Genomic DNA, 23,109 nt, shown 5'->3' on the forward strand with positions numbered 1-23,109 from the left:
AGAGCTTAACGAGTTGCATGTTACAAGAAACGATTATTGGGTCGGACCGCATGACAGAAACGAGTGAGAAACTTGCGGTCCTGAAATTGGCTGGGGTGAAAAAGACTTACCACAGCGGCAGAGAGGACTTGGAGGTTCTCAAAGGGATCTCTTTCTCGGTGAACGAGGGAGAAACGGTTTCGATTATTGGCCCTTCGGGAAGTGGTAAGACTACTTTGCTAGGGATTTGCGCCGGTCTGGACCAGCCGAGCTCGGGGGAAGTGGCCCTGTGCGGGCAGGACATTTCGGGCTTGGGAGAGGATGAGCGTGCTGCAGTGCGAAGCGAAAGCGTTGGCTTCGTTTTTCAGAATTTTCAGCTGATTCCGACTTTGACTGCCCTGGAGAACGTGATGGTGCCGCTCGAACTGCGTGGGGAGAGAGGGGCGAAGGCGCGAGCCAAGGAGCTGTTGGAGAAGGTCGGTCTAGGGGATCGGACGACTCACTACCCGATTCAACTTTCGGGGGGCGAGCAGCAGCGTGTCGCTCTGGCGAGAGCGTTCGTGAACAAGCCTCGTATTTTGTTTGCCGACGAACCTACGGGTAACCTCGATGCGGATACGAGCGAGCCGATCGTGGATTTGCTTTTTGGACTCAACAAGACCGAGGGAACGACTTTGGTGTTGGTGACTCACGATCTGGAGCTTGCTCAGACGACGGATCGATTGTTGCGCATCGATCACGGGCAATTGCGGGAGATTTCTTCTTCGGACGCGAATGAGTAAGGCAGGCTTTTCTTGGATATTGCTCATGGCTTGGCGTGATATGCGGCGGGCCAAGAGGCGTTTGGGGCTCTTTGCGTTGGCGGTTGTTTCTGGGGTCGCTGCGTTGGTGGCAATCAACTCGTTTAGAGACAATCTTGAGAGCGAGATGGATCGGCAGTCTCGAAGCTTGCTGGGTGCCGATGTCGAGTATGACGCGAAGGTTCCTTTCAATGATGAGGTAAATGCTCTCATCGAGAAGGTGCCTGCGCTCGATCGAGCCCGTGAGGTGAAGTTCGCTACGATGGCTTATTTCCCGACGATGGATGATACGCGTATCGTCAGAGCTCATGCGATGGAAGGTGGTTTTCCGTGGTATGGAAAGCTGGATACAGTCCCTGAAGACTTGAGAGTGGCGGATAGCGACGAGCCTGTTGCGCTCTTGGAGGAGAGTTTGATGATCCAGTTTGACCTGGAAGTCGGTGATCCGGTGAAGATCGGGGAGCAGGTTTTCGAGGTCCTCGGCTCTGTCTTGAGAATTCCAGGGGAAGGCTCGTTTACGGGGTCCTTTGCTCCGAGAATTCTGATTCCGATGCGTTTTCTGGAAGCTACCGGGCTGGCTCAGTATGGCAGTCGCCTTCATTATTTTGAGTACCAGAAGTTTGAGGAGAGTTCTGCGGAGTCCAGTTTGGCGGCCTTGAAGGCGGTCAGGGAAGAGCTGGAGAATCTCGAGGTGGATGTCGATACGGTTGCGGATCAGCGGCGTCAGATCGGTCGGACATTGGAGGGCATGAACAGCTTTCTGAGCATGGTTGGCTTTGTCGCTTTGCTCCTGGGAGGTGTCGCGATTGCCGGGGCGGTTCAGGTTTATCTCAAGGGGAAGACGGATGCGGTGGCTACTTTAAGATGTGTGGGAGCTAGTTCCTCTCAGGCAACCTTGATCTATTGTATCCAAATTTCAGTGGTTGGATTTGTGGGATGTGTCGCCGGGGCGGCGCTTGGCATGTCGATTCAGTCTTTTCTACCAAAGTTGATGGAGTCGTTTTTGCCACTGGAGCTGCAGGTCGAAATCTCTTGGGGGAGCGTTTTTTCCAGTTTGCTGTTTGGGTGGTTGTTTACGACTCTGTTTGCTTTTCTCCCGTTGCTGCCTCTTCGGAGAATCACGCCTCTGCGAGCGATCCGGGCGTCGGTAGAGACGGGAGGTTCGGCTTGGAAGGATCCTGCTTTTCTCCTCGTGAATGCGGGGCTGGTGGGGCTGGCCGCTTTTTTTACGGTTACCCAGACGAGGACGCTTGGTCAGGCGTTTGGATTTTTTGGAGGGATCGTAGCGGCGATCATCCTGCTCGCGAGTATCGGCTGGCTGCTTCGTTTTGTCTTGAAACGAATGAGTCTAGCTGGGCTGCCGTATGTTTGGAGGCAGGGCTTGGCGAATTTGCATCGACCTAACAATCGGACAGGCATGCTGGTAGTGACCTTAGGGATGGGGGCGTTCCTGATCTACACGATTTATATCAGCGAGCAAAGCATGTTGCGTCAGGGGGAGTTGGCTGATGACGAAGGCCAGCCAAACGTGATTATGTTCGATATCCAGCCGGACCAGTTGGCGGGAGTGAATGAGATTATGGAAGAGCTTGAAGTGGAGTCTCTCCATCCTGCTCCAATCGTAACGATGCGACTGCAGAGCCTGAACGGTATGACGGCTGAGGAGCTGAAGAAGGACCCGAATCGAAAGATCGAACGATGGGCGGCTCAGCGTGAATATCGATCGACGTACCGCGACTTTCTCCGGGAGGATGAAGAGCTGATAGCGGGAAGCTTCACCTCGAATGCTTCTTTAGATAGTGGCGAGGCGATTCCGATTTCTGTGGAGGAGCGAATCGTGGAGGCTCTCAAGCTAGAGCTCGGTGATAAGATCGTGTGGGATGTGCAAGGCCTGCCGATTGAGACGGTTGTGGAAAGTATCCGAAAAGTGGATTGGCGCGAAATGAAGCCTAACTTCTTTGTGGTTTTTCCGGCAGGGGTTCTTGAGGCCGCACCTGCGTTTTTTGTGACGGCTGTTCATGCCGAAAATCAAGAGACGATGGTCGCCCTGCAAAGTCGGGTGGTGAAGCGTTTTCCCAATGTGTCGGCGGTTAATCTGACAATGTTGCTAGAGACGCTGGGAGAGATTTTCGATAAGATCAGCTTTGTGATCCGTTTTATGGCTTCGTTTACGATCGTGACCGGTTTGATTGCGTTGATGGCGTCAGTGATTACAAGCCGATATCAGCGGGCACGAGAGAGTGCGTTGTTGCGAACGATTGGCGCATCCGCGAAACAAATACGTGGGATCATGGGGGTAGAGTACGCGTTGATCGGAGTTATCGCCGGCCTCGCGGGCGTCGCTCTCTCGCTGGCGTCTGGTTGGGCGGTGACCAAGTATGCTCTCAAGGTTGAGCTCTATATTCCTTGGGGTGTCACGATTGCCACGGTTTTTGTGGTAGCTGGAATGACCTGGTTAACTGGAATGCTTAACAGTCTTGGCATCGCGAGCGAATCGCCGATGGAGTCGATACGGAGCGAAAGCTAGTTTGGGGAGTACACAAGTTCGACCGGTTGGAGTATTCCCGACTCGATGGGGCGGTACCAGTGCGTCCAGCGTTGGGCGGTTTTGTTGTCTTTTAGGGACTTGAGGTAATTTCCGAGGGTGGTCGTAACTTCGATCTCGATTGAATGTCTGCCGCTTGGAATGTCGCCCAATTTGTATTCGTGTGCCCCATACCATTTGCAGGCGATTGTCTTGCCGTTCAGTTTTAGAGTGCTCGTTCCGTTTACGATTCCGAGGTCGAGGAGCGCGTCGGATATGGCCTCTGGGAGCTCTATCTCTTTTTGGTAGGTTATCTTTCCCGAGAAGCTGGCCAATGCTGGATCGCTTGATAGGCTGATGTCGGCGAGTTTTTTTGATTGGCGCTCGAAGCTTGGACTTCCGTCGGCGGGTTGGAAGAGGAGTGTCCATTGGCCAGAAAGAGTCGTGCTTTCTGTTCTCCTTGTTGGCGGAGGGATTGGGGTAGCTTGCGGCTTGGATGTGTTGGCGAATGCTAGTAGAATGGAGTCAGCTGGCTGGAGCGTGTATTTAAGGGTTCCTTTAGGACTTAGGGCGATGGGGATTCGAGAGCCGTCGTGAGGTGACCAGAGTTCTGCGTGGGGAGCTAGCATCTGGGGCGTTAGTTCGAATTCGACGGACTCGGTGTTGTTGGAGTTCGAGAGGAAAAGGAAATCTCTGTCGTCGTCTGATTTATGGTGTACGAGAGAAATCCATGGAGATGGGGCGTTCAGTTTGGCTGGCTGCTGCAGATCTAGCTTCTGGAAAATGTGGGCGAGGGAACGGATCAGCTGAGAATCGTCGAATGGTTCTCCTCTTTTTCCAGAGGCTGTTTCGCTCGTATAACCTTCCGGCGGTGCGGGAGGAGGAACGTCGAGCGTATTGTGATTTCGGAGTGTTGAGAAGATCTCCTTGATGTATGCCGAGTTTGTCTCCCAGTTCGGGCTAAGGCCGGAGTTTCTGCTCGGGCGGTCTCCGATGATTACCAGCTTTCCGCTCTGGTTCGAGAATTGAGCTACTTTTTCGGCGGCTGATTGAGAGATCGCGGCAACCTCCTCAAGGACGAGGGCTTGGTACTTTCTTCCGTTGTAATTGATTATGCCGTTTTCGATGGTGGATTCGGCGATGATCTCCTCGCTGACAAAGTCGACCCCGAAGCCTAGTTTTTGGAGAGCGATTGGCAGTCTGTATTGGTACCAAGGGTACACTTTTTCAGGGAAAGGTTGGTAGAGGAGGCCGTATCGCTCCCATTCCTCTGGTCGGGGGGCGAGAACGGCGATTTGAGCTTGATAGTCGGAGTTTCTAAGAATGGTTCCTACTCTCGCTGCATAGTCGTTGAACTGGTGCATATGCTGCCAGAATGGGTTCCGTTCGTTGAGATAGCAGCCAAAGCGAACCCAGCCGGGGAAGCCGGCCTCGAGCGGCGTGTAGTTGAAGCCGTGGATGATTGGGTGGTTCGGCCCGGATTGGGCTGTTAGGTCGAAGGTACGTTTGAAGTCTCCGAGAGTCTCTCGAAAAACCGGGACGGCGTTGGTCATTGCTTCGAAGCTGACGGTACGTTTGCCGCTGAGGTGGGCGGCCGATGACGCGTATTTGTTGATTGCGGAAGAGTCGGCGAAGATTCTGGGGCGATCTCTTTCATCGTGCCACAGCCAAGATTCGCCCTCCGGGTGGGTGGGGCGCATGCTTCCGTGTAGAGGGTGGGTTTCCCGACCATAAGCTTGGATGCGTGAGCCTAGGTTGTTTCGCTCGCACCACTCGACGTAGGTGGTCGCGAAGCGTTCATCGAAGAGCTCGATGATGGTTTTCGAGTAGTCGTAGCGAGCTCGGCGGGTTGTTTTGTCTTGGCGTTCGGGATCTAGAATGAATGGGAGAAAAGGTGTGGCGGAGTATCCGCGGCGTTTTTCGAATTGGGAGGGGAAGTCGTGCGTCCAGTTGCAGTGGGCCAGCTCGAGGCTGTCGACAAAGGTTGCTCGAAAGAGGTCTCCCCAGTTCTCGCCGATGTTTCGCTCCATTTCCGTAGACATATAGTCTAAGTATTTGGATACGGCTGTACCGTTGAAGTGGTCTAGGATGCGACCTTTTGCTCCGGGAGCGCCGAGCTTCACTTGAGTATAGCCAGTTTCGACGATTCCTAGAATGAGGGTGAAGTTTCCCTCGGGGATTTTTATGTCTATGCTGCCGTCGGAGGTTTGGTGGAGGAGTTCGGTTCCTAGTTGCCCAGAAGCTTCGTTTTCGTACGCATCTTCGTTCACTAGCCGCAGGAACGTGTACTCGGATCGAGAAGGGGTGGTGTCGTGAATGGATTCGTGGTCTTCGCTACCCGAGTTAGCGTTAGCGAGTTTGGTTAGTTCGATGCTTGTTGCGAGGGGGCCTTGTAGTGGAGTCTTGGTTATGCGGAGTCGCTGGATCTGGTGATCGGTTTCGAGGAACTCTCCGCCGAAGGGCCAACCGGAGCCGATAATTATGTCTGGAGTCAGATCGCGTTGTTTGGCTGCGAGGGCGACCGCTTCAACGGTGTTGCACCAGTCGGGGCCGAGCCAAGTCATGGCAGGGGCGTGCTCAAAGGTACTTGGGTCGGCCTCGTGGGGCATGGCGATGGTATTGATTTCAACTCCTCCAAACCCTGCATCCTTAAGTACGTCCAACTGACGGATCGCTTCTTGTTCGTCAATGCGAGCGCCATTCCACCACCACCGCACGAAGGGGCGATACTCCGAGGGTGGATCCTCGAAGAGTTGAAAAAGGGGGTCTTCGGCCGCTTGGAGTGAAAGCGGGGCCAATAGTGATATGAGAAAGAGTTTGGTTGGGAAAGGCATGGCTCTGGTGTGGCTGTTTTGCGCGATGGATTGGAGGTAGCTTATCGCGAGAGGGGATTGTGTCCATTTGCTGATTTCGAAACCCGTTCAATTGGCAGGTTTTCGTAGAATGAGACAAGTTGTTGCGCGTCTCAGGCTCGACTTCTGGGATTGGTTTTGGCTTATGCTCGAAGCGTGATTGTAGATTTCGCCATCGCGTTAGGATTGGGCGTCGCCCTTGATTTTGTTTTCGGGGACCCACGGAAGATGCCGCACTTGGTTCGCTTCGTGGGCGCTCTCGCTGTTAAGGGGGAGTCGCTTTTAGTTTCGTCAATCGGAAGAAGAGTATTCGCCGGGATGATACTCTGGCTGGGAATCGTTGGGATTTGTTTGGGCGGGTATTGGGCGGTGGCGCTGTTGCTCGAGATGGTCGGAAGTTGGGCGAAAGTGGTTTTCGACGGGATCTTGGTTTTCCAATGTATCGCCTACCGTGATTTGGTTAAGCATGTGCTGGCGGTTAAGAGCGGGCTTGAGCAGGGGATCGAGCAGGGGCGTAAGCGCGTTTCTTGGATCGTTGGTCGCGACACGGATCGAATGGAGGAGGATGATGTGTGTCGAGCTGCCATCGAGAGTGGAGCGGAAAATCTGAATGACGCGGTGATCGCTCCCTTGTTTTGGATCGCGGTGTTGGGCCCGATCGGTGGACTGCTTTTTAGGATATCGAACACGCTGGATGCGATGGTGGGGCATCGGACCGAGCGCTTTGAGAAGCTCGGCAAAGTTTCCGCCCGTGTCGACGACGTGTTGAATTTCATTCCAGCTAGGCTTTGCTGCGTGTTGCTTTTGACCTTTCGGGAAGCCCCGAATTGGAGGGAACTTCGGAAGGACGCGAAAAAGCACCCAAGCTTTAATGCCGGCTGGCCGGAGGCCGCGATGGCGAAGCGATTAGGCGTAGTGATTGGGGGGCGGATGTACGAACGCGGGCAACTCGTTCAGACTGCGGAGATGAATGAGGGAAGGCCTCAGCCAACTCGTGCGGATATTGCTGGAGCGACTCGGCTGATGGGGACTGCCTACGCGAAATGCCTAGTTTTGATAGCGGTGGCATGGGGAGTTTTGGCCAGCCTCTAATCTAATTACAGTTTTCTCTTTAATTAGGCTTGCTAAGGAAATTCGAGTGCGGCTTAAGGAGGGGGTTCTTTTCAAACTCTTTAACAATCCGTCGACAGGAAACGCCGTTAGAATCGGCGACAGTCGCGCTACGGTAACAAGTCACAAGCCCATTTGAGTCTCTGGTAATGGCTCAAGCTTCGCAGTCGCAAAGTAGGGTAAGGTTTCTCTCTGACAATCAGCGAGATGCAAACTTGGAGTCCGACCACTGCCTACGGATAGTACCCGCCGCTGCGTTTCGCGTAGGGGCAATCAACTTGTCGCTTGAGCAAGAGGGTAACGCAAATGCTCCGGAGGCACAGAGCAGAAGCATCCTGTATTTTTGATTAAACGGGAGGCTCTCTCTAGGCTTGTTCGGTGTGTAGCGCCTTTTCGAGAGCGGCGTACTACACACCGATAAATGAACCATAAAACTGAATACAAACCAAACACGACCCGTCGCTTGCTCGTTGCGACTGGACTCGGTCTCGCCTGCTTGGCGGCTCCTGCGCGCTCTCAGGATGCCAATAGCGACGGCGTATATGAACTCGACGCGTTTTCCATTTCCGCGTCTCGCCTAGAAATTCCCGTGCAGCAAGTGGGCAGCACGGTCGATGTGCTGGACAGCTACGACCTGAGGGACGGCCAAGAGCTATTTTTAGTCGATGCCCTTCGTGAGGTGCCCGGCTTGTTGATGAGAAACAACGGAGGTCCCGGTGGAACCTTTGGCATTACGACTCGAGGGATGAGTTCGAATCGCCCGACGGTGTTGGTCAACGGCATCGAAGTTAGCAATCCATCCAACGGGCAGGTGATGAACCTCGGCAATCTCTTTACTGGCGCGGCGTCACGCGTGGAAGTGTTGCGCGGCCCTCAAAGCTCCTTGTACGGAGCGGACGCTTTGGCGGGTGTCATTTCTGTGGATACGTTGGGAGCTGGCTCGCTTCCTGGGGGGCGTTTGTTGCTCGGTTACGGATCGTATGACACTTATGACTACGCTTTGGGTCACTCAGGATCGCAGGGTAGCTTCAGTTGGTCCGTGGATGCGATGCGTCACGAGTCGGAAGGTTTTTCAGCTCAGTCGCCAGAGTACGGCTGGGCGTGGGCAGACGACGACACTTATGATAATACGACGCTTAGTGGTGCGGTCCGTTTCGAATTAGACGAGACGACGAGCTTCTATGCGTCGGCCTTGTATTTGGACACCTATTCGGAGTTTGATCCTGGTGTGCCATCGCCATGGAACGCGAACGACGGTGGAGATCGTTATTCAACTTCTGAACAACTCTTTCTGAGGGCAGGGAGCGAATTTCGTATTCAAGACAATTGGACGAGCACAGCCAATATCGCTTATTCGGACGTCGATATGATGTCCTATACGAATGGATGGCCATACAATGCGATCGGTGAACGCTTCAAGTATGACTGGGTGAACACTGTTAAAGCGAATGATGCTTGGACGTTTGTGGGAGGAGTTGAATACGAAGATGAGGATAACATCAGCGATGTAGGTTCACGAACTGATACCTCCATTTTTATGGAGAATGTGCTGGCTCTGAGCGAGGACCTTGACGTGACTCTCGGCGCTCGCTACGACGACAACAGCGCTTACGGTTCCGAAACGACCTACCGTGCGACTTTTAGCTACCGTATCGATGATGTGGATGCTCGAGTGAGAGGATCGTTTGGGACATCGTTTCAAGCTCCCTCTTTTTATCAGCTCTTCAATGGTACGTACGGCAACCCGGATCTAAAGCCCGAGTCCGGTGAAGGTTGGGACCTGGGGATCGAAAAGAACTTCGCGGGTGGCAAGGTACAAGTCGCTTCGACTCTTTTTGGCAACAAGGTCGATGACAAGATCGACTGGGATGGCGTTTATAAAAATGTAAGCAAGTACGAGAGTGTGGGAATCGAAAACGCTATCCGTTACTATCCCACTGACGACCTCCGTTTCAAGGTTGCCTACACCTACAGCGACGCGGAGGAAAACGGCACTGTTGAGGCGCTGCGTGTGCCGCGCAACGTAACTTCCCTGGGCGTGAACTACCAGATGCTGGATGGGAGATTGGCTCTGAATGCCAATGTTCTAGCCGTTTCAAGCCAGTACAGTGATGGTGGCTCTCGTTTCGCTGGAACCAAGCTCGAAGGGTATGAGGTTATGAATCTCGCTGCTAACTACGAGCTGAACGATCTTCACTCTTTGTGGATCCGAATCGGAAATGTATTCGATACTGAATACGAGGAGATCGCAGGCTATCAAACTGCTGGGGCGAATGTGAACGCCGGCGTTCGTATGAATTTCTAAAAAGGTTACCAGGGACGGGGAATTCGTTTATCGACGAGTGCCCTGTCCCTGTTTTTTTCTGTTTTTGATGAAACGTATTGTTGGACTTGTCGCTGTATGCTGCTGGGCTTGCCTTGAGTTGGCCGCGGAGCTCCGTTATGCCAAAAATTTCGAGATTCAGGATTTCGAGTCGCATAAGGAGATCGTGGTACGCAACACCTGGGCGGGCGCGGGCGATCATGAGCAAGTTTATGCTTTGGTGCCGCGGGAGTCTGATATTCCTCAGCTTGAGGAGGGGGCGATTGTGGTGCGTACCCCGGTTAAGCGGCTTGCGGTTATGGCCACCGTTTTTCTCGGTCCTGTGCGCGATCTCGATTTGTACGACTCGTTGGTAGGGATCGCGTACTTGAAGTTCGCTAACGACCTCCGGGCTCATGAACTGGTTGAGAGCGGTGCTGCTAAGGAAATTCAATCAGGAGCGGCGATGGACGTGGAGGCTATGCTTATGCTGCAGCCCGACCTTATTCTGACGAGTACGACTGGAAATCCGACTTTCGACGTGCATCCACAAATGCAAAGGGCGGGCTTGCCGGTGGTGGTGACTGCGAGCTATATGGAAGAGCATCCGCTGGCGCGTACGGAGTGGATCAAGTTTGTGGCCGCGTTTTACGGCAAGGATGATGAGGCGGAAAGGATCTTTGATGGGATCGCGGAGCGTTATGAGAATCTGGAGGCGCTTACCAGGACTGTCGCAAATCGGCCAACGGTTTTCGCGAGCGCTCCATTTGCAGGCACGTGGCATGTGCCCGGAGGAAAGAGCTATACCGCTACCGCTTTGCGTCATGCGGGCGCGGACTATCTCTGGAAGGGGAACGAATCTCGTGGGGGAGTGCCTCTCGATGTGGAGGTGATTTTGCAACGGGCAGCGGAAGCGGACTTTTGGGTGAATCCAAGCCACTTTTCCACTCGTCGAGAACTGCTGGCTTTGGATGAGCGATTCGTGGGGTTTCGAGCGTTGAGAGACGGGCGTGTATTCAACAACACGGTACGGGTAAACGAGCATGGAGGGAACGATATCTTCGAGCGTGGCGTTTCACATCCTGACGAAGTGCTAGCGGACTTGATCAAGATCTTTCACCCAGAGCTCGTACCGGATCATGAGTTCATATTTTACGAGAGGTTAAAATAGGTGTTTTCAAACCGTCGAACGCGCTGAAGAATCGGAATCCTATTTGAATGTCCGAGACTCTTTAATCAATGACCCAGCCAGCCTCCAGTTCGCGCTCCGTTTTGCTCTTCGCCCTTTTAGGGGCGGGAGTGCTGGCTCTGTTGTTGGCGAATATTTGCTTAGGCTCGGCCACGATCTCTCTCGCTGATGTTTGGGGCGCTTTTTTTGGCGATTCCTCGGATGAGTCGGTGATGCGTCAAATCGTATTGGATTTCCGTTTACCGAGGGCTTTGACCGCTTTGTTGGCTGGAAGCGCTTTGGCGGTGGCAGGCTTGCTGATGCAGACGATATTTCGGAATCCGTTGGCTGACCCGTTTGTACTCGGAGTGAACTCTGGGGCGAGTTTGGGGGTTGCAATCGTGTTGCTGGTATTGGCTCCTGCGGGCGTGACGCTTACGCAAGGGCTGGAGTTGAGTGGGCACCTTTTGACGGTTATCGCCGCGACAGGAGGGGCGGCGGTCGTATTGGCGATTGTCCTGTCGTTTGCTCAAAGGGTGGATGTCATGTCGCTGCTGATTCTTGGATTGATGCTGAGCTATGCGGTAGGAGCGGTTGTCAGCATCTTGATGTTTTATAGTATGGCGGAGCGGATACAGTCGTTTTTCGCTTGGTCGTACGGGACGTTTGGCAACGTGGCGTGGAGCCATATGAGGGTGTTTGGGACTTGTATCGTTTCGGGAGCGGTGGCCAGCTTGTTCCTGTGCAAGCCGCTTGATGCGATGCTGATGGGCGAGCGTTTCGCTGAATCTTTGGGGACGAACGTGAAGGCGGTTCGGATTTTCGCGCTCGGATTAGCGAGTTTGATGGCCGGAACGGTGACGGGGTTTTGCGGACCGATCGGATTTCTTGGGATAGCGGCTCCTCATCTCTGCCGCTATCTTTTCAAGACGGCCCAACACAGAGTTCTGATTCCGGCTTCGTTGCTAGGCGGAGCGGCGATCGCTTTGGCTGCAGATCTAGTGGCGAAAGCTCCTGGGTTCGACGGAGCATTGCCTCTGAATGCAGTGACTGCTTTGGTGGGGGCTCCTGTGATAATAGCTGCTTTGATTCGGCAGAGGAATTTGCGAAAGGCTTTTGGATGAGTGTGAAGCCTTTGCAGACCGAGTCGTTGCGAGTCGGATACAAGATCAAGGGGCAAGAGCCACGTACCGTTGCCTCGGGGTTGGATCTTGAGTTGGTACCGGGTGAATTCGTTTGCTTGTTGGGACCAAACGGAGTGGGTAAGTCGACGTTGATTCGGAGCCTTTCGGGGATGCAGGCAGCTTTAGGAGGGAGTATCCACATTTCGGGAACAGATGTCTCGAGTATGTCTCCGAAAGAGAAGGCGCGGTCGGTCAGTGTGGTGCTTACCGATAGTTTGCCGGTTGGTATGTTCGATGGCTATTCAGTCGTTGCTCTAGGGCGGCATCCTCATACCAGTTGGACGGGGGGATTGGGTGCTGAGGACAAGGAGAGAATTTCCTGGGTGCTGGAAGCTGTTGGCGCTGGGCATCTGGCTCATCGTCAAATTTCGGAGTTGAGCGATGGTGAACGGCAAAAGATCATGATCGCCCGCGCTTTGGCGCAAGAGACGCAGATCATGCTGCTGGACGAGCCGACCGCGTTTCTGGATTTGCCGAGGCGGGTGGAGCTTATGCGCACCTTGAGGGATCTGGCTCGGAGGGAAGGACTCTGTATTTTACTGTCGACGCATGATCTGGATCTGGCCTTGAGGAGCGCTGACAAGCTTTGGTTGCTCGCTTCAGACGGGACTTTGAAAACTGGTATGCCTGAGCAGCTTGCTCTGGAGGGGGAGATCGCGGCGACTTTCGCTTCGGGCGAGGTTGACTGGGATCCGGAGCAAGGTGCGTTCAGAATGCACCGCAACGCTTGCGCTAAGGTCTATGTCGGCGGAACGGGTGCTGAGCGTGTCTGGACCTGTAGGGCGTTGTCGCGAATCGGTTACGAGGTCGTTGACAACGAAGAAGAATCCAAATTGTCGATACAGGTTATTGAGAATTGTTGGAGGGTCAGTTTTGAAGGGGAGAACTTTGAGTGCCGTAGCTTATCGGAGCTAGTGGAGCGATTGCTCGGCTCGAATGTGTAAGATGAAAATTGGTCAATATTACGAAGCTGTAGAATTGCACCGGGAGGAGAAGATTGTCTTCGCTCGCTTTTTGAAGCCGCACCGAGTGCTCTCTACTTGTCGGTTCAATGGAGGCATGCGGGAGGATTTGGAGTTTCTTTATAATCACCAATCCTGTGAACCGCGTGCTCATTCCGGAATTGACTTGTGCCATGTGGCGACGAAGGAGCCCGAACGCTATCAAAAACGGATCGCGAACAAGGCAGGGATCGATTACGAGAAAAGCGCTTCTCTCGGAACCGCGGCGAATGTGAATAACGCTGTTGTTGCCAGAGAAAATTTCGAGGGGCTTGAAGTGATTGCTATAACTACTGCTGGTGTAGGCGGAAATGGTGGAAGAGCGGGCGACCCAGCTTCGTACTATCAGTCGGAAGAGGGGACTGTGATCATCGGTCGGAAGCCGCCGCAGGCAGGTACGATTAACACGATTCTTTTGGTGAGCGAGGAGATGACTCAGGGAGCGTTGGTGTCTGCTAGCACCGTTATGACCGAGGCGAAGTCCAGTGTGCTGCAGGAGTTGATGGCGCCTTCCAAGTATTCGGAAGGGATTGCGACAGGTACTGGTACGGATCAGATTGGAATCGCTTGCCAACTGGGAACTCGTATCCGGCATACGGATGCGAATAAGCACTCGAAGCTAGGCGAGTTGATTGGTAAGGCTGTGCGGCGATCCTTGCAAGAAGCGTTGAATCTCCAATCGGGACTGACTCCTGACGCCCGCCGGTCTAGCGTTGCCCAGCTATTGCGTTTTGGAGAGACGCAGGAGCGCTTTACCGCTGAGGTGAAGGCCAGGTTGCCGGAGGCTCAGGGAGCTCTTTTTGAGGCTAACTTTTTGTCAGCTAACCATGATCCGGTGACGGTGGCTGCGGTACAGGCCCTTGTGCACGTGCGTGATCAGTTTGTTTGGGGGGTCTCGCCAGTTAATTGTATCCACGAAATCATGCTTGGGCATGCTGCGGTGTTGGCATCTGCGGTTGCGAATAAGGCAATTGATCGTGACGCATTGCAGGAACGGTTAGGCGATCTTGAGCTTAGTGTGGAGTCTGCAAGTTTCGTTGAGCTGGTGCGACGGTGTTTCGTCGTGGGTTATGAGCTGAAGTGGGAAGGCCGCTTCGAAGATTAGTCTGGAAGGATCTTATTTGTTTGTAGGTCGCCGCGTTGAGGCGACAATCGGTTTCAACAGAATGGCGGGTCAACGCCCCGCCCTACAGAGAGCACTAGAAAGAGTTAGTAATATGGGAAAAGGTGTTATTTCGACACGAGGAGGAGACAAGGGAAAGACGGCCATTGGTGGCGGTGGTGGTGAGCGCGTCGATAAGGACGACGCTCGTATCGAGGCGCTTGGTGACCTTGACGAGACAAATAGTGTGATCGGTGTTTTGCGGAGCGTTTTGCCGGCGGAGCACGATTGGGAATCGGGACTGCAGCGTATCCAAACGGAGATGATGAATCTGATGGGGCATGTCGCGACTCCTTCGTACGCGAAGAAGCAGCCGACGATTCCGCTACCCGAAGAGTCGTCGATTTGGATGGAGGAGTGGATGAAGGCGATCGAGGAAAGCCTTGCGGATACGACTGAACATTTCTTGTTGCCCGGAGGAAATCAGATTTGCGCTCAATGTCATATGGTGCGGACGGTGGCTCGTAGAGCGGAACGTCGCTTGGTGACCTTGAACAAGATCGATCCTGTAAATCCGAGCGTATTGAAATTTGTGAACCGTTTGTCGGATCTCGCCTTTAAACTGGCTCGTCAAGAAACGCATCGCAAGGGGCTTACTGAGGAGCGTTGGCGTTTGTTTAAACCGGAGCGTAGCAAGAGCTAGGCGATGGGGGAGAGGATCGTTCATTCCTGGTCCAGCGGGGACAGCGGTGCTTTATCGCTTCCGATGGAGGCTTCGAAGCTATGAAAACGATCTCGCTGCTTGGTACCTCTTCGAATGCTGGCAAGAGCTGGATGGCGACGGCTGTGTGCGCTTGGTTGCGTAAGCAAGGAGTGAAGGTCGCTCCCTTTAAGGCTCAGAACATGGCGAACAATGCCTTTGCGACTTTGACGGGCGGGGAGATCGGAGTGGCTCAGGCGGTACAGGCGGAAGCGTGCGGTTTGATTCCAGCTGTTGAAATGAATCCGATCCTGCTCAAGCCAAACGGGGCTAACGGCTCTCAGATTGTGAGGCTAGGCGTGGCGGGGGAGACTGTGCTAGCTCGCGACTATTACGAGACGATCGAGGAGTCTTGGGGGATCGTGGCCGAGACGCTGGATCGATGGCGTGGCGAGTGTGATGTCTTGGTGATGGAAGGGGCGGGGAGTCCGGTGGAGCTTAACCTGATGTCGCGGGATATCGTGAATCTGCGACCGATCGAATACACGGATGGCAGGTGGGTGCTTGTATCCAATATTGAGTACGGTGGCGTTTTTGCTCAGGTGTTCGGCACATGGGGGTTGTTGCCGTCGGCGATGCAGCGAAGGGGGCTCGGGGCGATTGTTAATCGATTCAGGGGGGATTTGAGCTTGTTTGATGGCGCTCGCAATGAGTTTGAGGAGAGGATGGAGCTGCCGTATCTGGGGTGCCTGCCGTTTGATTCGACATTGGGAATCGATGACGAGGACAGTTTGAATTCGGTTGTCAGGTTGCCGGCCAAGGATCGACCCTATGTCGCTTGGGTCAAATATCCGCAGGTCGCGAATTCTCAAGACATGCAGCCGTGGCTGCAGGATAAAGGTATTCAAAATATTTGGACGGTGGATCCGGAAGTTGTGAGGGGCGCTGCGGCGATCGTTTTGCCGGGGACTAAGAACACTCTTTCGGACCTGGCTTGGCTGCGAGAGCGCGGCTTGGGGAGGGCTGTGATAGAGGTCGCTAGCAAGGGCGTTACGGTTGTTGGCATTTGCGGGGGCAAGCAGATGCTTGGGAGGCGATTGTTTGATCCGGTAAGCAAAGAGACGGCGGATGGTTTGGGGCTATTGCCCTTTGACACCGAGTTTTGCGAGGCGAAACAGGTGGTTCGCAACGAGTCCGTTCTGGCTGACGAACGGTGGGAGACTTTCGAGATTCACACTGGGCAGAGTCGCCTCAATGAGGGAGCCGAATTTGAGTCGCTCTTTGAAGCTGGCCCGATGGGTAGCGGCAAGTTGAAGTCTGATGGGCTCAAGGTTGGCAAGGTTTGGGGGAGTTACCAGCATGGGCTCTTTGATAGTCCGTCTGTTCGGGAGCGACTTTTGGAAGAGGCTGGGATCGGGGGTGTTGTGGTGTCTAGAGCGGATTGGCGGAGTAAGCGGCTCGGCGTTTACGATTCGATGGCTGAGAGCATCGAATCTCATCTCGATCTAGAACCTGTTAGGCGGTACTTGGGGTTGTAGGCAATCGTGGTAAAGCGTGCGATTGGCAGCTGACGGTGGGCTAGGTGATTTACTCCTGGGGTGGTCCTAGGTCGGCTTGGAACCTTAACGTAAGATTAATTCGGTTCCTCCTAGGTGGATTCTCTTCGATTCCCTAAACTTGCTGGGGCGTTTTGCCGATATCTGACTGAGCTCATCTCCAGCTATTTGCTAGGGTGCTTGCTTCGCGCTCCCCTCTATCGACCGTTCCCACCCGTGCCCGACTCCTCCACAGATACACTTAACCCCCTCGCCAAAAGGACCTTGCGACGTCTCAACGACGCTCTCGAGAGCGGTCAAACGGGAGCTATGCCGGAGATCGTTCAGACGGTGCGCAAGCTTTCGGGGCAAATCGCCTCGGTTTCAGTCCAAGATTTGTCTGAGATTATCGAGCGAGATCCGAGCGTGACGGAAAAGGTGATCAGCGCGGCGAATACCTTTGGCTATAATCCGTCTGGGGTGGAGATCGGGACGATTTCACAGGCGATCCATACGGTTGGCTTCGAACGTATACGGAACCTCACCTTGTCAGTGATGCTGGCTCAAAACGCCGGGAAGGGAATAGACAACGAGCAACAGCGCGAAATGGCGTCTCTCTCCGTGTGCAGCGGGATGCTGGCCCAAAATTTGGTGGGAGGCTCCGAGCTCTTTTCGGCCGATCCGGATATTGCTTTCGTGAGCGGTTCGCTGCGAAATTATGGGAAGCTGCTGATGTCTACGTTCTTTGTGGACGAGTACTTGGCAGCTCGTTCGCTGGCCCAGCAAGGAGGGGGCGATTCGGCCTACCATGAGGTTTTCGGGATGACTCCGCTAGAGCTGGGGCACACGCTCTTGCTCGGGACGAATTTGCCGGAGTTGATCATGGCGTCGCTTGAACGCGTGCCAAAAGAGAAACTGAATCGTTCGGCTCAATCCGAGTCCGAGGAGATCCTGATCGCGTCGGAATTTTGTGTGCGGGTTTGCGAGCTGGCCTTCGACGAGAGTTTGAGTCCGGATGATTTCCAGAATGAACTTCGCTCGATCGTGCACATGTTTGGAGACAGCTTGCCGGTTGATATTGATATGGTGGTCGGTGGACTCGAAGAGGTGGACTCCGCTATGAGTCAACTGAATGAAGTGGTCGGGATAAAGGCGTCGCACTCTCATGCGAATCGCGCTTTGCGGGCCCGATTGAATGGGCGTCCTGTCACGCGTCCGAAAAAGTCGACTAGTGAAGCGAGGGAATCGATCGGCATCGGGAAGCCGAAGATCGAGGGAGCTCAATCGCTGGCGGAGTTGCTTGAGCTTATGGAAGGGGGTTCCGGCGGAATGAGCGACGGGCAACTTGGCGAGGTTTACACGAGTTTGAACAAGGCGATCAGCGACGAACTCAAACTCGAAGGCTGCATGACGTTTTTGCAGGATACCGAGAACTCTCAGGATCTTCGGTTCTCGGCTCGCCATGGTACAGGCGCTTTGTACGAGCGAATCAAGAACCGGCCTATCATCTCCTCGCGTAACAAGGACTTGTTCGCGATTTGCCTTAATCGGAAAGAAGACATTTTGATTCAGGATACAGGAGCAGGAAAGATCGCATCTGTGATTCCCGATTGGATACATGAAAAGGGCGACGTTAAATCGCTTATTGTATTGCCCGCTGCGGTGGGTAACTCGCTTTTTGCTCTCTTTGTAGGCGTTAAGATGGATGGGGCCTCAATAGAGATTGAGCCTGTGACGCACAAACGCTTGAAGCAGTTTCGCAGTCGTCTTGCGACTTTGTACGCTTCGTTTTAGCGGATCGCGATCTGCCTGGTCTCTATTCGTATCGGTATCTGGGGAGGGACTTTTTCCAGTACAGCATCAGAAGGAAGCCGATCAAGGCTCCTCCCACGTGGGCAACGTGAGCGATGCCGCCTCCAAAAAGCGAGAAACCGGTTTTGATTGAAAGCAGGTCGATTAGGATAAGGACGGGGACGAAGTATTTGGCGGCAACCGGAACCGGCAGGAAGATCAGGGCAAGTTTCGCGTTGGGGAATAGAAGAGCGAAGGCTACGAGCACGCCGTAGAGCGCGCCAGATGCTCCAAGCATGCTGCCCCAGTAGATTCCCCTGAAGGCTTTCGCCTCTTCGACGGTTAGGTACGGGAGGTTGATTTTGAAATCGAGGAACATTTGTATTGACTCGGCGGATACTCCTTTTGTTGCGAGATAGTCCACGTATGTCCCGAATTCGTAGATATTGACTCCGGTGTGTATGACGGCTGCCCCGATCCCAGCTGCGAAATAGAAGATGAGGAATCGTTTGGTGCCCCATACGCGTTCAAGGATGGAACCGAAGGTGAAGACGCCGAACATGTTGAAGGCGATGTGAGCCAGATGTCCGTGCATGAAGATGTGCGTGACGTATTGCCAAAACCCCAGGCGGTCATTGTAGGGGAAGTGCAGGGCAAGAAGCTCGTCGACGGGATTCGCTTCAACGCGTGGGTTCGCAGGCTCGCTCAGCATCTTCCAGGCGAAAAGAAGAACGTTTACGATGAGAATGCCAACTACGGCAGGGGTGGCTGTCTTAAATAGTTTGATACCCTTTGCTGGCTTAAGAGAGGAAGGGTTTAAAGGCAGAAATCCAGTTTCGCGACAAATCCCTGGTTTTTCCAATCCCCTTGACATGATCTCAAAGTGATATCACTTTGAGATCATTCAACGAAAGGTATCCAAGCATGAAAAACGAAAAAGCCCCAAGCTCAGCGAACGCTGAGAAACTCACCTCCGCCGCGAGTGGTTGGACTATGATCAGTCTGGCCATCTTCCTTTTGATCGCAGGCGTTCTATTGATCGTTTCCTCTATTGTCCGCCATGTTCCGCTCTACGGGATCTTGGCGATTCCGACCATTCTCTCAGCTATTTTTGTCGCGAGTGGCGTTTTCACTCTCCAGCCAAACACCTCAGCCGTTCTCATCCTTTTCGGTTCCTACAAAGGTACGGTTCGTGAAAGCGGGTTTTTGTGGCGTAACCCTCTGATGGTTAAGAAGAAAGTCTCTCTTCGGGCTCGCAACTTGAACGGGGACAAGCTCAAGGTGAACGATATGCGCGGCAATCCCATCGAGATCGCTGCGGTCGTGGTTTGGAAGGTGGATGACACTGCCCAAGCGAGCTTCGATGTGGACAACTACGAGCACTACGTCTCTGTCCAGAGTGAGTCGGCGGTTCGTCATTTGGCGAGCAGCTACGCCTATGATCAAGGAGAGGGTGAGGAGCTGACATTGCGTTCTTCCGCGGACGCGGTGAATCTGGCCTTGCAGGAGGAACTTCAAGAGCGTTTGGCGAAAGCGGGCGTGCAAATTGAGGAGGCTCGATTGACCCACTTGGCGTACGCTCCGGAGATCGCTCAAGTGATGCTCCGTCGCCAGCAGGCGGAAGCGATTGTTGCGGCCCGTTCTAAAATCGTCCAGGGAGCTGTGGGAATGGTTGATATGGCTCTTAAGGAGTTGGACGAACACAACGTTGTGGATCTGGACTCCGAACGTAAGGCTACGATGGTGAGCAATCTTCTTGTTGTTCTCTGTGGTGATCAGGAAGTGCATCCAGTTGTGAATACAGGCACTTTGTACACGTAAAGCAGGAGGGTAAGATCATGGAGTACAAACTAATCTCTGAGGGGTTCGCTTTTTCTCAGAAGAAGGCGAAGACAAGACTGGTCGATAGAGTTAACGATGCTATTCGCAAGGGGTGGGAGCCTTTGGGCGGCGTGGCTGTGACGAGTAATTCGTTTGTGCAAACGGTCGTAAAGCGGCGTGGGCATTAAGCTCCTTAAGTAATACGTTAAAAGAGGCCATGGCTTGTCCCAATCGAAAGTCCTTCGCGTTGCGAATAGATCCCTCCTTGTTTAAGGAGATTGAAGCGTGGGCCCATCAGGACTTCCGAAGCGTAAATGGACAGATCGAGTTTCTCCTCCGCGAGGCGGTGCGCAAGCGAAAGGGGAAGTCGAACACTCAGTCGTCAACAGTCGATGAATCCTAACCACTGCTTGTATGTTTGAATCTCAAGAAAATAGGAGCGAGGAGTCCTCGAGCAAAAAGGAAAATTCTTCGACCGCGATAATCGCTGGCATCGTCACGCTGGCATCCAGCACGGGATTGTTGAGCTGGTTCGGGATTTTTGGTGATGAACATTCGAATCGCGGGCAGGCGGGCTTAGTCGTTCCTGCAACGCATCAGTTCATCACTAAGGATACTCGGGAACGGGTCGTCGGTTTGAAAGGCGAGTGGAAGTTCAACCTTGGGGATGATGCGAGCTGGGCTGCGTCTGAGTTTGACGATTCGGGCTGGGAGCAGATTTCGGTGCCGGGCGATTGGAACGAACAAGGGTACGAGTCTTATGACGGCTTCGCTTGGTATCGGAAGGCGTTTCGTATTGAAGCGAAGGATACGTATCGCCCGCTCTTTTTGTTTCTTGGGAGGGTGGACGACGTAGACGAGGTGTTTGTGAACGGGACTCGTATCGATGGGCGCGGCAAAATGCACCCTGAGTATTTGACGGCTTGGAATCAAAACCGGATCTATCGGGTGCCTCCGCTTCTTTTGAAGGCGGACGAGGAGAACGTGATCGCGGTACGTGTTTTTGACGACCAGCTCAGCGGAGGCATTGTGCAGGGGCCTGTCGGAATCTATGCCTCGGAGTTGCCGCAGCCGTTGCTGGATCTCGCGGGGCTGTGGCAGTTTCGTACGGGTGACGACTCGCGTTGGGCGTCGGAGATGGGTGAAGGATTTACGGAGGTGCAAGTTCCTCTGGTCTGGGAAGCGAACGGATTCGAGGACTATGACGGCTACGCGTGGTATCAGAAACGCTTTGGAGCGGTGACGGTTGGAGACGAGGAGCGCTTGGCTTTGGTCTTGGGGAAAATCGACGATACGGACGAGGTGTTCCTGAATGGGGAACGCATTGGCCAAACAGGTAAGCTCGATGGTAAGGACCGAGAGCGAAACAGCGAGTTTTGGCGTCGGAACAGAGTCTACGAGTTCCCGACCCATTTGTTGAGGGAGGAGAATCTGCTGGCTGTTCGAGTGCACGATTCGGCTGGAGCGGGCGGCATCTATTCAGGTCCGGTTGGGATCATGCGGGTCGAGGATGTCGTAAAAGGCGAGACGCTTGCGGAGGAGGCTCGTGGCATGACCTGGCCGGAGGTCTGGAATTGGCTCTTAGGCAGGGATGAGGACTGAAAGCCTGTGCGATAGCTCCTGTCTCGCCAGCTACTTTAACTTTTCGATCGAGTCGGCCACTTGTTCCTCGCAGCCGGTTTCGATGCGGATGAAAAGCTCCTGAAGCCCTTTCGCTGTCTGGGTGACGGCTTTGAATCCTCCCGGTTGTTGTCTTTGGATTTTGATCGCTCCGGTTCGGCTTCCTCCCAGGGACTTGCCTCCGTAGGACCTGCCAATGATCACGCCCACCACACCCTCGAGCGCTTCGATCTTCTCGATCGCCCTCTGGCATTCCTTTGATGTGCTTTGATGTCGTCCCCTAGATGGCATTTGCGGGAGGACTAGGGGAGTGGCGCCGTTTTGTCCAGCGGCCAGTTTAAGTGGCTCAAGGCAATCTCTTGAGTTGAATTGCTTGTCTGCCAGGGGGTAGATTGTCGGCCTTTGAGTATGTTTAAAGAGATCAAGAGCTTAGAGCGTATCGACTTCACGGCGAGTATCCGTTTTCGGATTACGGACCACAACTACGGCAATCATGTGGCGAACAATGTGTTTGTGGAATATTTGCATGAAGGGCGTTTCCAGTTTCTCGAAAGCCTCGGCTACACGGAGATGGATGTGGAGGGTGCTTCTCTCATTCTTTCAGAGCTCGCGATTAAGTTCACCAAGCAAGCCTTTTATCCGGACACGATGAAGTTGGAGATAGCGGTGGCGAATAGGCGTCCCACTCGATTTGATCTGCTCTATCGTGGATTTGATTCGGCGGGAGATCTGCTGGTGCTCGCGAAAACGGAGATGGCTGCGGTGGATTACCAAACAGGTAAACCGGTGCGAATGCCTGAGGCGTTCTATGATAGGCTCAAGTCCTAGTCGCTCTTTTTGCTGGGGAATAGGGAACCGCTTTGATTCTGCGGATCGAGGTAAAGGACGACTAGGCAAATGATTGAAACGGCGACTGATCCCCAGAAGTAGAGCGGGTCTGCTAGGCAGAACTGGGGTCGTATCGAGTAGGCGAATACTAGCCCGGCGATCGCTCCGCCGAAGTGCGCGTCGTGCCCGATGTTTCCGACTTTTTTTCGTAGCCCCCAGAAGGATCCGATCAGGTAGATGAGGGCGAAGATGTTTCCTGGAATGGCGATTGGAATGAAGAACAGGCTAACTCCGGTGCCGGGTACCAGGAAAATGGTGGCGAAAATGACTCCGCTTACCCCTCCGGAGGCTCCGAGCGCGGCGTAGTTGTGGTGGCGGTGCAAGTAGAGCGAGAGGAGAGAGCCACCTAGAACGGAGAAGGCGTAGATGACGAATAGCGTTTTCCAGCCGTAGATGTCTTCGATCGCGCTACCGAACGAGTAGAGGGCGAATAGGTTGAAACCTGCATGCATCCAGTCCGCATGGATCAAGGCGCTTGAGAAGAGTCTGTCGTACTCCTTTTTTCGAAGAATCTCTTCTGGCTTGAAAAGGAGTCGTTGCAGGACGGCGGGCTTGGTCAGGGCGATCTGTGTAACGATGGCGGTGACGATGCAGATGGAAATGGTGACGGGGGCGTTCATGCGGATGTTTCAGATCAGCAAAACGCTTCCGGTTGTTGTGACAATCCTGCTTTGGCTCCGCTCGACAAAGCGAGAATTCTTGAACAGGCGAAAAGTGTGGGAGCGTGCTTGT

At 53.8% G+C, this 23,109-nt stretch carries 20 protein-coding genes; 16 read left to right on the forward strand and 4 right to left on the reverse strand.

All coding sequences use genetic code 11. The features are described from left to right. Window positions 1-17 precede the first annotated feature (17 nt). Window positions 18-761, forward strand: a complete 744-nt coding sequence (locus JIN87_RS17450) for an ABC transporter ATP-binding protein (protein ID WP_234033469.1) — start codon at window positions 18-20, stop codon at window positions 759-761. Next, complete coding sequence (locus tag JIN87_RS17455; RefSeq protein ID WP_200356882.1) at window positions 754-3,306, forward strand: ABC transporter permease; 2,553 nt, start codon at window positions 754-756, stop codon at window positions 3,304-3,306. The genes JIN87_RS17450 and JIN87_RS17455 overlap by 8 nt, the downstream gene beginning before the upstream one ends. Here the strand turns inward: JIN87_RS17455 and JIN87_RS17460 are convergent. Beyond that, a complete protein-coding gene (locus JIN87_RS17460; protein WP_200356883.1) occupies window positions 3,303-6,137 on the reverse strand; it encodes a glycosyl hydrolase in 2,835 nt (944 codons plus the stop codon). The two genes, JIN87_RS17455 and JIN87_RS17460, sit on opposite strands and share 4 nt — an antisense overlap. 174 nt (window positions 6,138-6,311) lie before the next feature. Between JIN87_RS17460 and cbiB the strand changes: the two genes are divergently transcribed. The 9 genes from cbiB to JIN87_RS17505 all read left to right on the forward strand — a co-directional run bounded on the left by cbiB (window position 6,312) and on the right by JIN87_RS17505 (window position 18,051). Then, window positions 6,312-7,247 (forward strand): adenosylcobinamide-phosphate synthase CbiB, encoded by a 936-nt coding sequence (gene cbiB, locus JIN87_RS17465; RefSeq protein ID WP_200356884.1) that lies wholly within the window; start codon window positions 6,312-6,314, stop codon window positions 7,245-7,247. Window positions 7,248-7,686: 439 nt separating this feature from the next. After that, window positions 7,687-9,570: a TonB-dependent receptor plug domain-containing protein gene (locus JIN87_RS17470; protein ID WP_200356885.1), complete on the forward strand. Its 1,884-nt coding sequence runs from the start codon at window positions 7,687-7,689 to the stop codon at window positions 9,568-9,570. Window positions 9,571-9,637: 67 nt separating this feature from the next. Further along, on the forward strand, window positions 9,638-10,738 hold the full coding sequence (locus JIN87_RS17475; RefSeq protein ID WP_200356886.1) for an ABC transporter substrate-binding protein: 1,101 nt from the start codon (window positions 9,638-9,640) through the stop codon (window positions 10,736-10,738). Between the two features lie 68 nt (window positions 10,739-10,806). Next, complete coding sequence (locus JIN87_RS17480) at window positions 10,807-11,859, forward strand: FecCD family ABC transporter permease (protein ID WP_200356887.1); 1,053 nt, start codon at window positions 10,807-10,809, stop codon at window positions 11,857-11,859. Then, a complete protein-coding gene (locus JIN87_RS17485; protein ID WP_200356888.1) occupies window positions 11,856-12,863 on the forward strand; it encodes an ABC transporter ATP-binding protein in 1,008 nt (335 codons plus the stop codon). Before JIN87_RS17480 ends, JIN87_RS17485 begins: the two co-directional genes overlap by 4 nt. 1 nt (window position 12,864) lies before the next feature. Continuing rightward, window positions 12,865-14,025, forward strand: a complete 1,161-nt coding sequence (locus JIN87_RS17490) for an adenosylcobinamide amidohydrolase (RefSeq protein ID WP_200356889.1) — start codon at window positions 12,865-12,867, stop codon at window positions 14,023-14,025. A 112-nt stretch (window positions 14,026-14,137) separates the two neighbouring features. Next, on the forward strand, window positions 14,138-14,725 hold the full coding sequence (locus tag JIN87_RS17495; protein ID WP_200356890.1) for a cob(I)yrinic acid a,c-diamide adenosyltransferase: 588 nt from the start codon (window positions 14,138-14,140) through the stop codon (window positions 14,723-14,725). An 80-nt stretch (window positions 14,726-14,805) separates the two neighbouring features. Beyond that, complete coding sequence (locus tag JIN87_RS17500) at window positions 14,806-16,260, forward strand: cobyric acid synthase (protein ID WP_200356891.1); 1,455 nt, start codon at window positions 14,806-14,808, stop codon at window positions 16,258-16,260. Window positions 16,261-16,494: 234 nt separating this feature from the next. Next, the gene (locus JIN87_RS17505; protein ID WP_200356892.1) at window positions 16,495-18,051 is read left to right on the forward strand and encodes an HDOD domain-containing protein; all 1,557 of its coding nucleotides are present in this window, start codon (window positions 16,495-16,497) and stop codon (window positions 18,049-18,051) included. A 22-nt stretch (window positions 18,052-18,073) separates the two neighbouring features. Here JIN87_RS17505 and JIN87_RS17510 read toward each other — a convergent pair whose 3' ends face one another. Then, window positions 18,074-18,922 (reverse strand): rhomboid family intramembrane serine protease, encoded by an 849-nt coding sequence (locus JIN87_RS17510; RefSeq protein ID WP_200356893.1) that lies wholly within the window; start codon window positions 18,920-18,922, stop codon window positions 18,074-18,076. A 50-nt stretch (window positions 18,923-18,972) separates the two neighbouring features. Between JIN87_RS17510 and JIN87_RS17515 the strand changes: the two genes are divergently transcribed. The 4 genes from JIN87_RS17515 to JIN87_RS17530 are packed head-to-tail and all read left to right on the forward strand — an operon-like array spanning window position 18,973 to window position 21,471. Further along, on the forward strand, window positions 18,973-19,869 hold the full coding sequence (locus JIN87_RS17515) for an SPFH domain-containing protein (RefSeq protein WP_200356894.1): 897 nt from the start codon (window positions 18,973-18,975) through the stop codon (window positions 19,867-19,869). Window positions 19,870-19,886: 17 nt separating this feature from the next. Next, complete coding sequence (locus JIN87_RS17520; RefSeq protein WP_200356895.1) at window positions 19,887-20,057, forward strand: DUF1737 domain-containing protein; 171 nt, start codon at window positions 19,887-19,889, stop codon at window positions 20,055-20,057. Between the two features lie 29 nt (window positions 20,058-20,086). Next, entirely contained in the window at window positions 20,087-20,272 is a 186-nt protein-coding gene (locus tag JIN87_RS17525) for a type II toxin-antitoxin system antitoxin (protein ID WP_200356896.1), read from the forward strand. A gap of 11 nt (window positions 20,273-20,283) precedes the next feature. Then, on the forward strand, window positions 20,284-21,471 hold the full coding sequence (locus JIN87_RS17530) for a beta galactosidase jelly roll domain-containing protein (protein WP_200356897.1): 1,188 nt from the start codon (window positions 20,284-20,286) through the stop codon (window positions 21,469-21,471). A 30-nt stretch (window positions 21,472-21,501) separates the two neighbouring features. Here the strand turns inward: JIN87_RS17530 and JIN87_RS17535 are convergent, their stop codons facing one another. Continuing rightward, entirely contained in the window at window positions 21,502-21,780 is a 279-nt protein-coding gene (locus JIN87_RS17535; RefSeq protein WP_200356898.1) for a hypothetical protein, read from the reverse strand. 117 nt (window positions 21,781-21,897) lie between these two features. Between JIN87_RS17535 and JIN87_RS17540 the strand changes: the two genes are divergently transcribed. Beyond that, window positions 21,898-22,317, forward strand: coding sequence for an acyl-CoA thioesterase (locus tag JIN87_RS17540; protein WP_200356899.1), 420 nt, complete (start codon window positions 21,898-21,900; stop codon window positions 22,315-22,317). On the opposite strand, the gene JIN87_RS17545 is transcribed toward JIN87_RS17540, so the two are convergent. Further along, window positions 22,314-22,997, reverse strand: coding sequence for a rhomboid family intramembrane serine protease (locus tag JIN87_RS17545; RefSeq protein WP_200356900.1), 684 nt, complete (start codon window positions 22,995-22,997; stop codon window positions 22,314-22,316). The genes JIN87_RS17540 and JIN87_RS17545 overlap by 4 nt on opposite strands. Window positions 22,998-23,109 lie beyond the last annotated feature (112 nt).

Source organism: Pelagicoccus mobilis (assembly GCF_016595505.1).
GTDB lineage: Bacteria > Verrucomicrobiota > Verrucomicrobiia > Opitutales > Opitutaceae > Pelagicoccus > Pelagicoccus mobilis.

Excerpts from the sequence above, each read along its gene's own strand:
- JIN87_RS17450 (WP_234033469.1), top strand. The coding sequence starts at position 18 with ATGTTACAAGAAACGATTATTGGGTCGGACCGCATGACAGAAACGAGT.
- JIN87_RS17455 (WP_200356882.1), top strand. The coding sequence starts at position 754 with ATGAGTAAGGCAGGCTTTTCTTGGATATTGCTCATGGCTTGGCGTGAT.
- JIN87_RS17460 (WP_200356883.1), bottom strand. The coding sequence starts at position 6,137 with ATGCCTTTCCCAACCAAACTCTTTCTCATATCACTATTGGCCCCGCTT.
- JIN87_RS17470 (WP_200356885.1), top strand. The coding sequence starts at position 7,687 with ATGAACCATAAAACTGAATACAAACCAAACACGACCCGTCGCTTGCTC.
- JIN87_RS17475 (WP_200356886.1), top strand. The coding sequence starts at position 9,638 with ATGAAACGTATTGTTGGACTTGTCGCTGTATGCTGCTGGGCTTGCCTT.
- JIN87_RS17480 (WP_200356887.1), top strand. The coding sequence starts at position 10,807 with ATGACCCAGCCAGCCTCCAGTTCGCGCTCCGTTTTGCTCTTCGCCCTT.
- JIN87_RS17485 (WP_200356888.1), top strand. The coding sequence starts at position 11,856 with ATGAGTGTGAAGCCTTTGCAGACCGAGTCGTTGCGAGTCGGATACAAG.
- JIN87_RS17490 (WP_200356889.1), top strand. The coding sequence starts at position 12,865 with ATGAAAATTGGTCAATATTACGAAGCTGTAGAATTGCACCGGGAGGAG.
- JIN87_RS17495 (WP_200356890.1), top strand. The coding sequence starts at position 14,138 with ATGGGAAAAGGTGTTATTTCGACACGAGGAGGAGACAAGGGAAAGACG.
- JIN87_RS17500 (WP_200356891.1), top strand. The coding sequence starts at position 14,806 with ATGAAAACGATCTCGCTGCTTGGTACCTCTTCGAATGCTGGCAAGAGC.
- JIN87_RS17510 (WP_200356893.1), bottom strand. The coding sequence starts at position 18,922 with ATGTCAAGGGGATTGGAAAAACCAGGGATTTGTCGCGAAACTGGATTT.
- JIN87_RS17515 (WP_200356894.1), top strand. The coding sequence starts at position 18,973 with ATGAAAAACGAAAAAGCCCCAAGCTCAGCGAACGCTGAGAAACTCACC.
- JIN87_RS17520 (WP_200356895.1), top strand. The coding sequence starts at position 19,887 with ATGGAGTACAAACTAATCTCTGAGGGGTTCGCTTTTTCTCAGAAGAAG.
- JIN87_RS17525 (WP_200356896.1), top strand. The coding sequence starts at position 20,087 with ATGGCTTGTCCCAATCGAAAGTCCTTCGCGTTGCGAATAGATCCCTCC.
- JIN87_RS17530 (WP_200356897.1), top strand. The coding sequence starts at position 20,284 with ATGTTTGAATCTCAAGAAAATAGGAGCGAGGAGTCCTCGAGCAAAAAG.
- JIN87_RS17535 (WP_200356898.1), bottom strand. The coding sequence starts at position 21,780 with ATGCCATCTAGGGGACGACATCAAAGCACATCAAAGGAATGCCAGAGG.
- JIN87_RS17540 (WP_200356899.1), top strand. The coding sequence starts at position 21,898 with ATGTTTAAAGAGATCAAGAGCTTAGAGCGTATCGACTTCACGGCGAGT.
- JIN87_RS17545 (WP_200356900.1), bottom strand. The coding sequence starts at position 22,997 with ATGAACGCCCCCGTCACCATTTCCATCTGCATCGTCACCGCCATCGTT.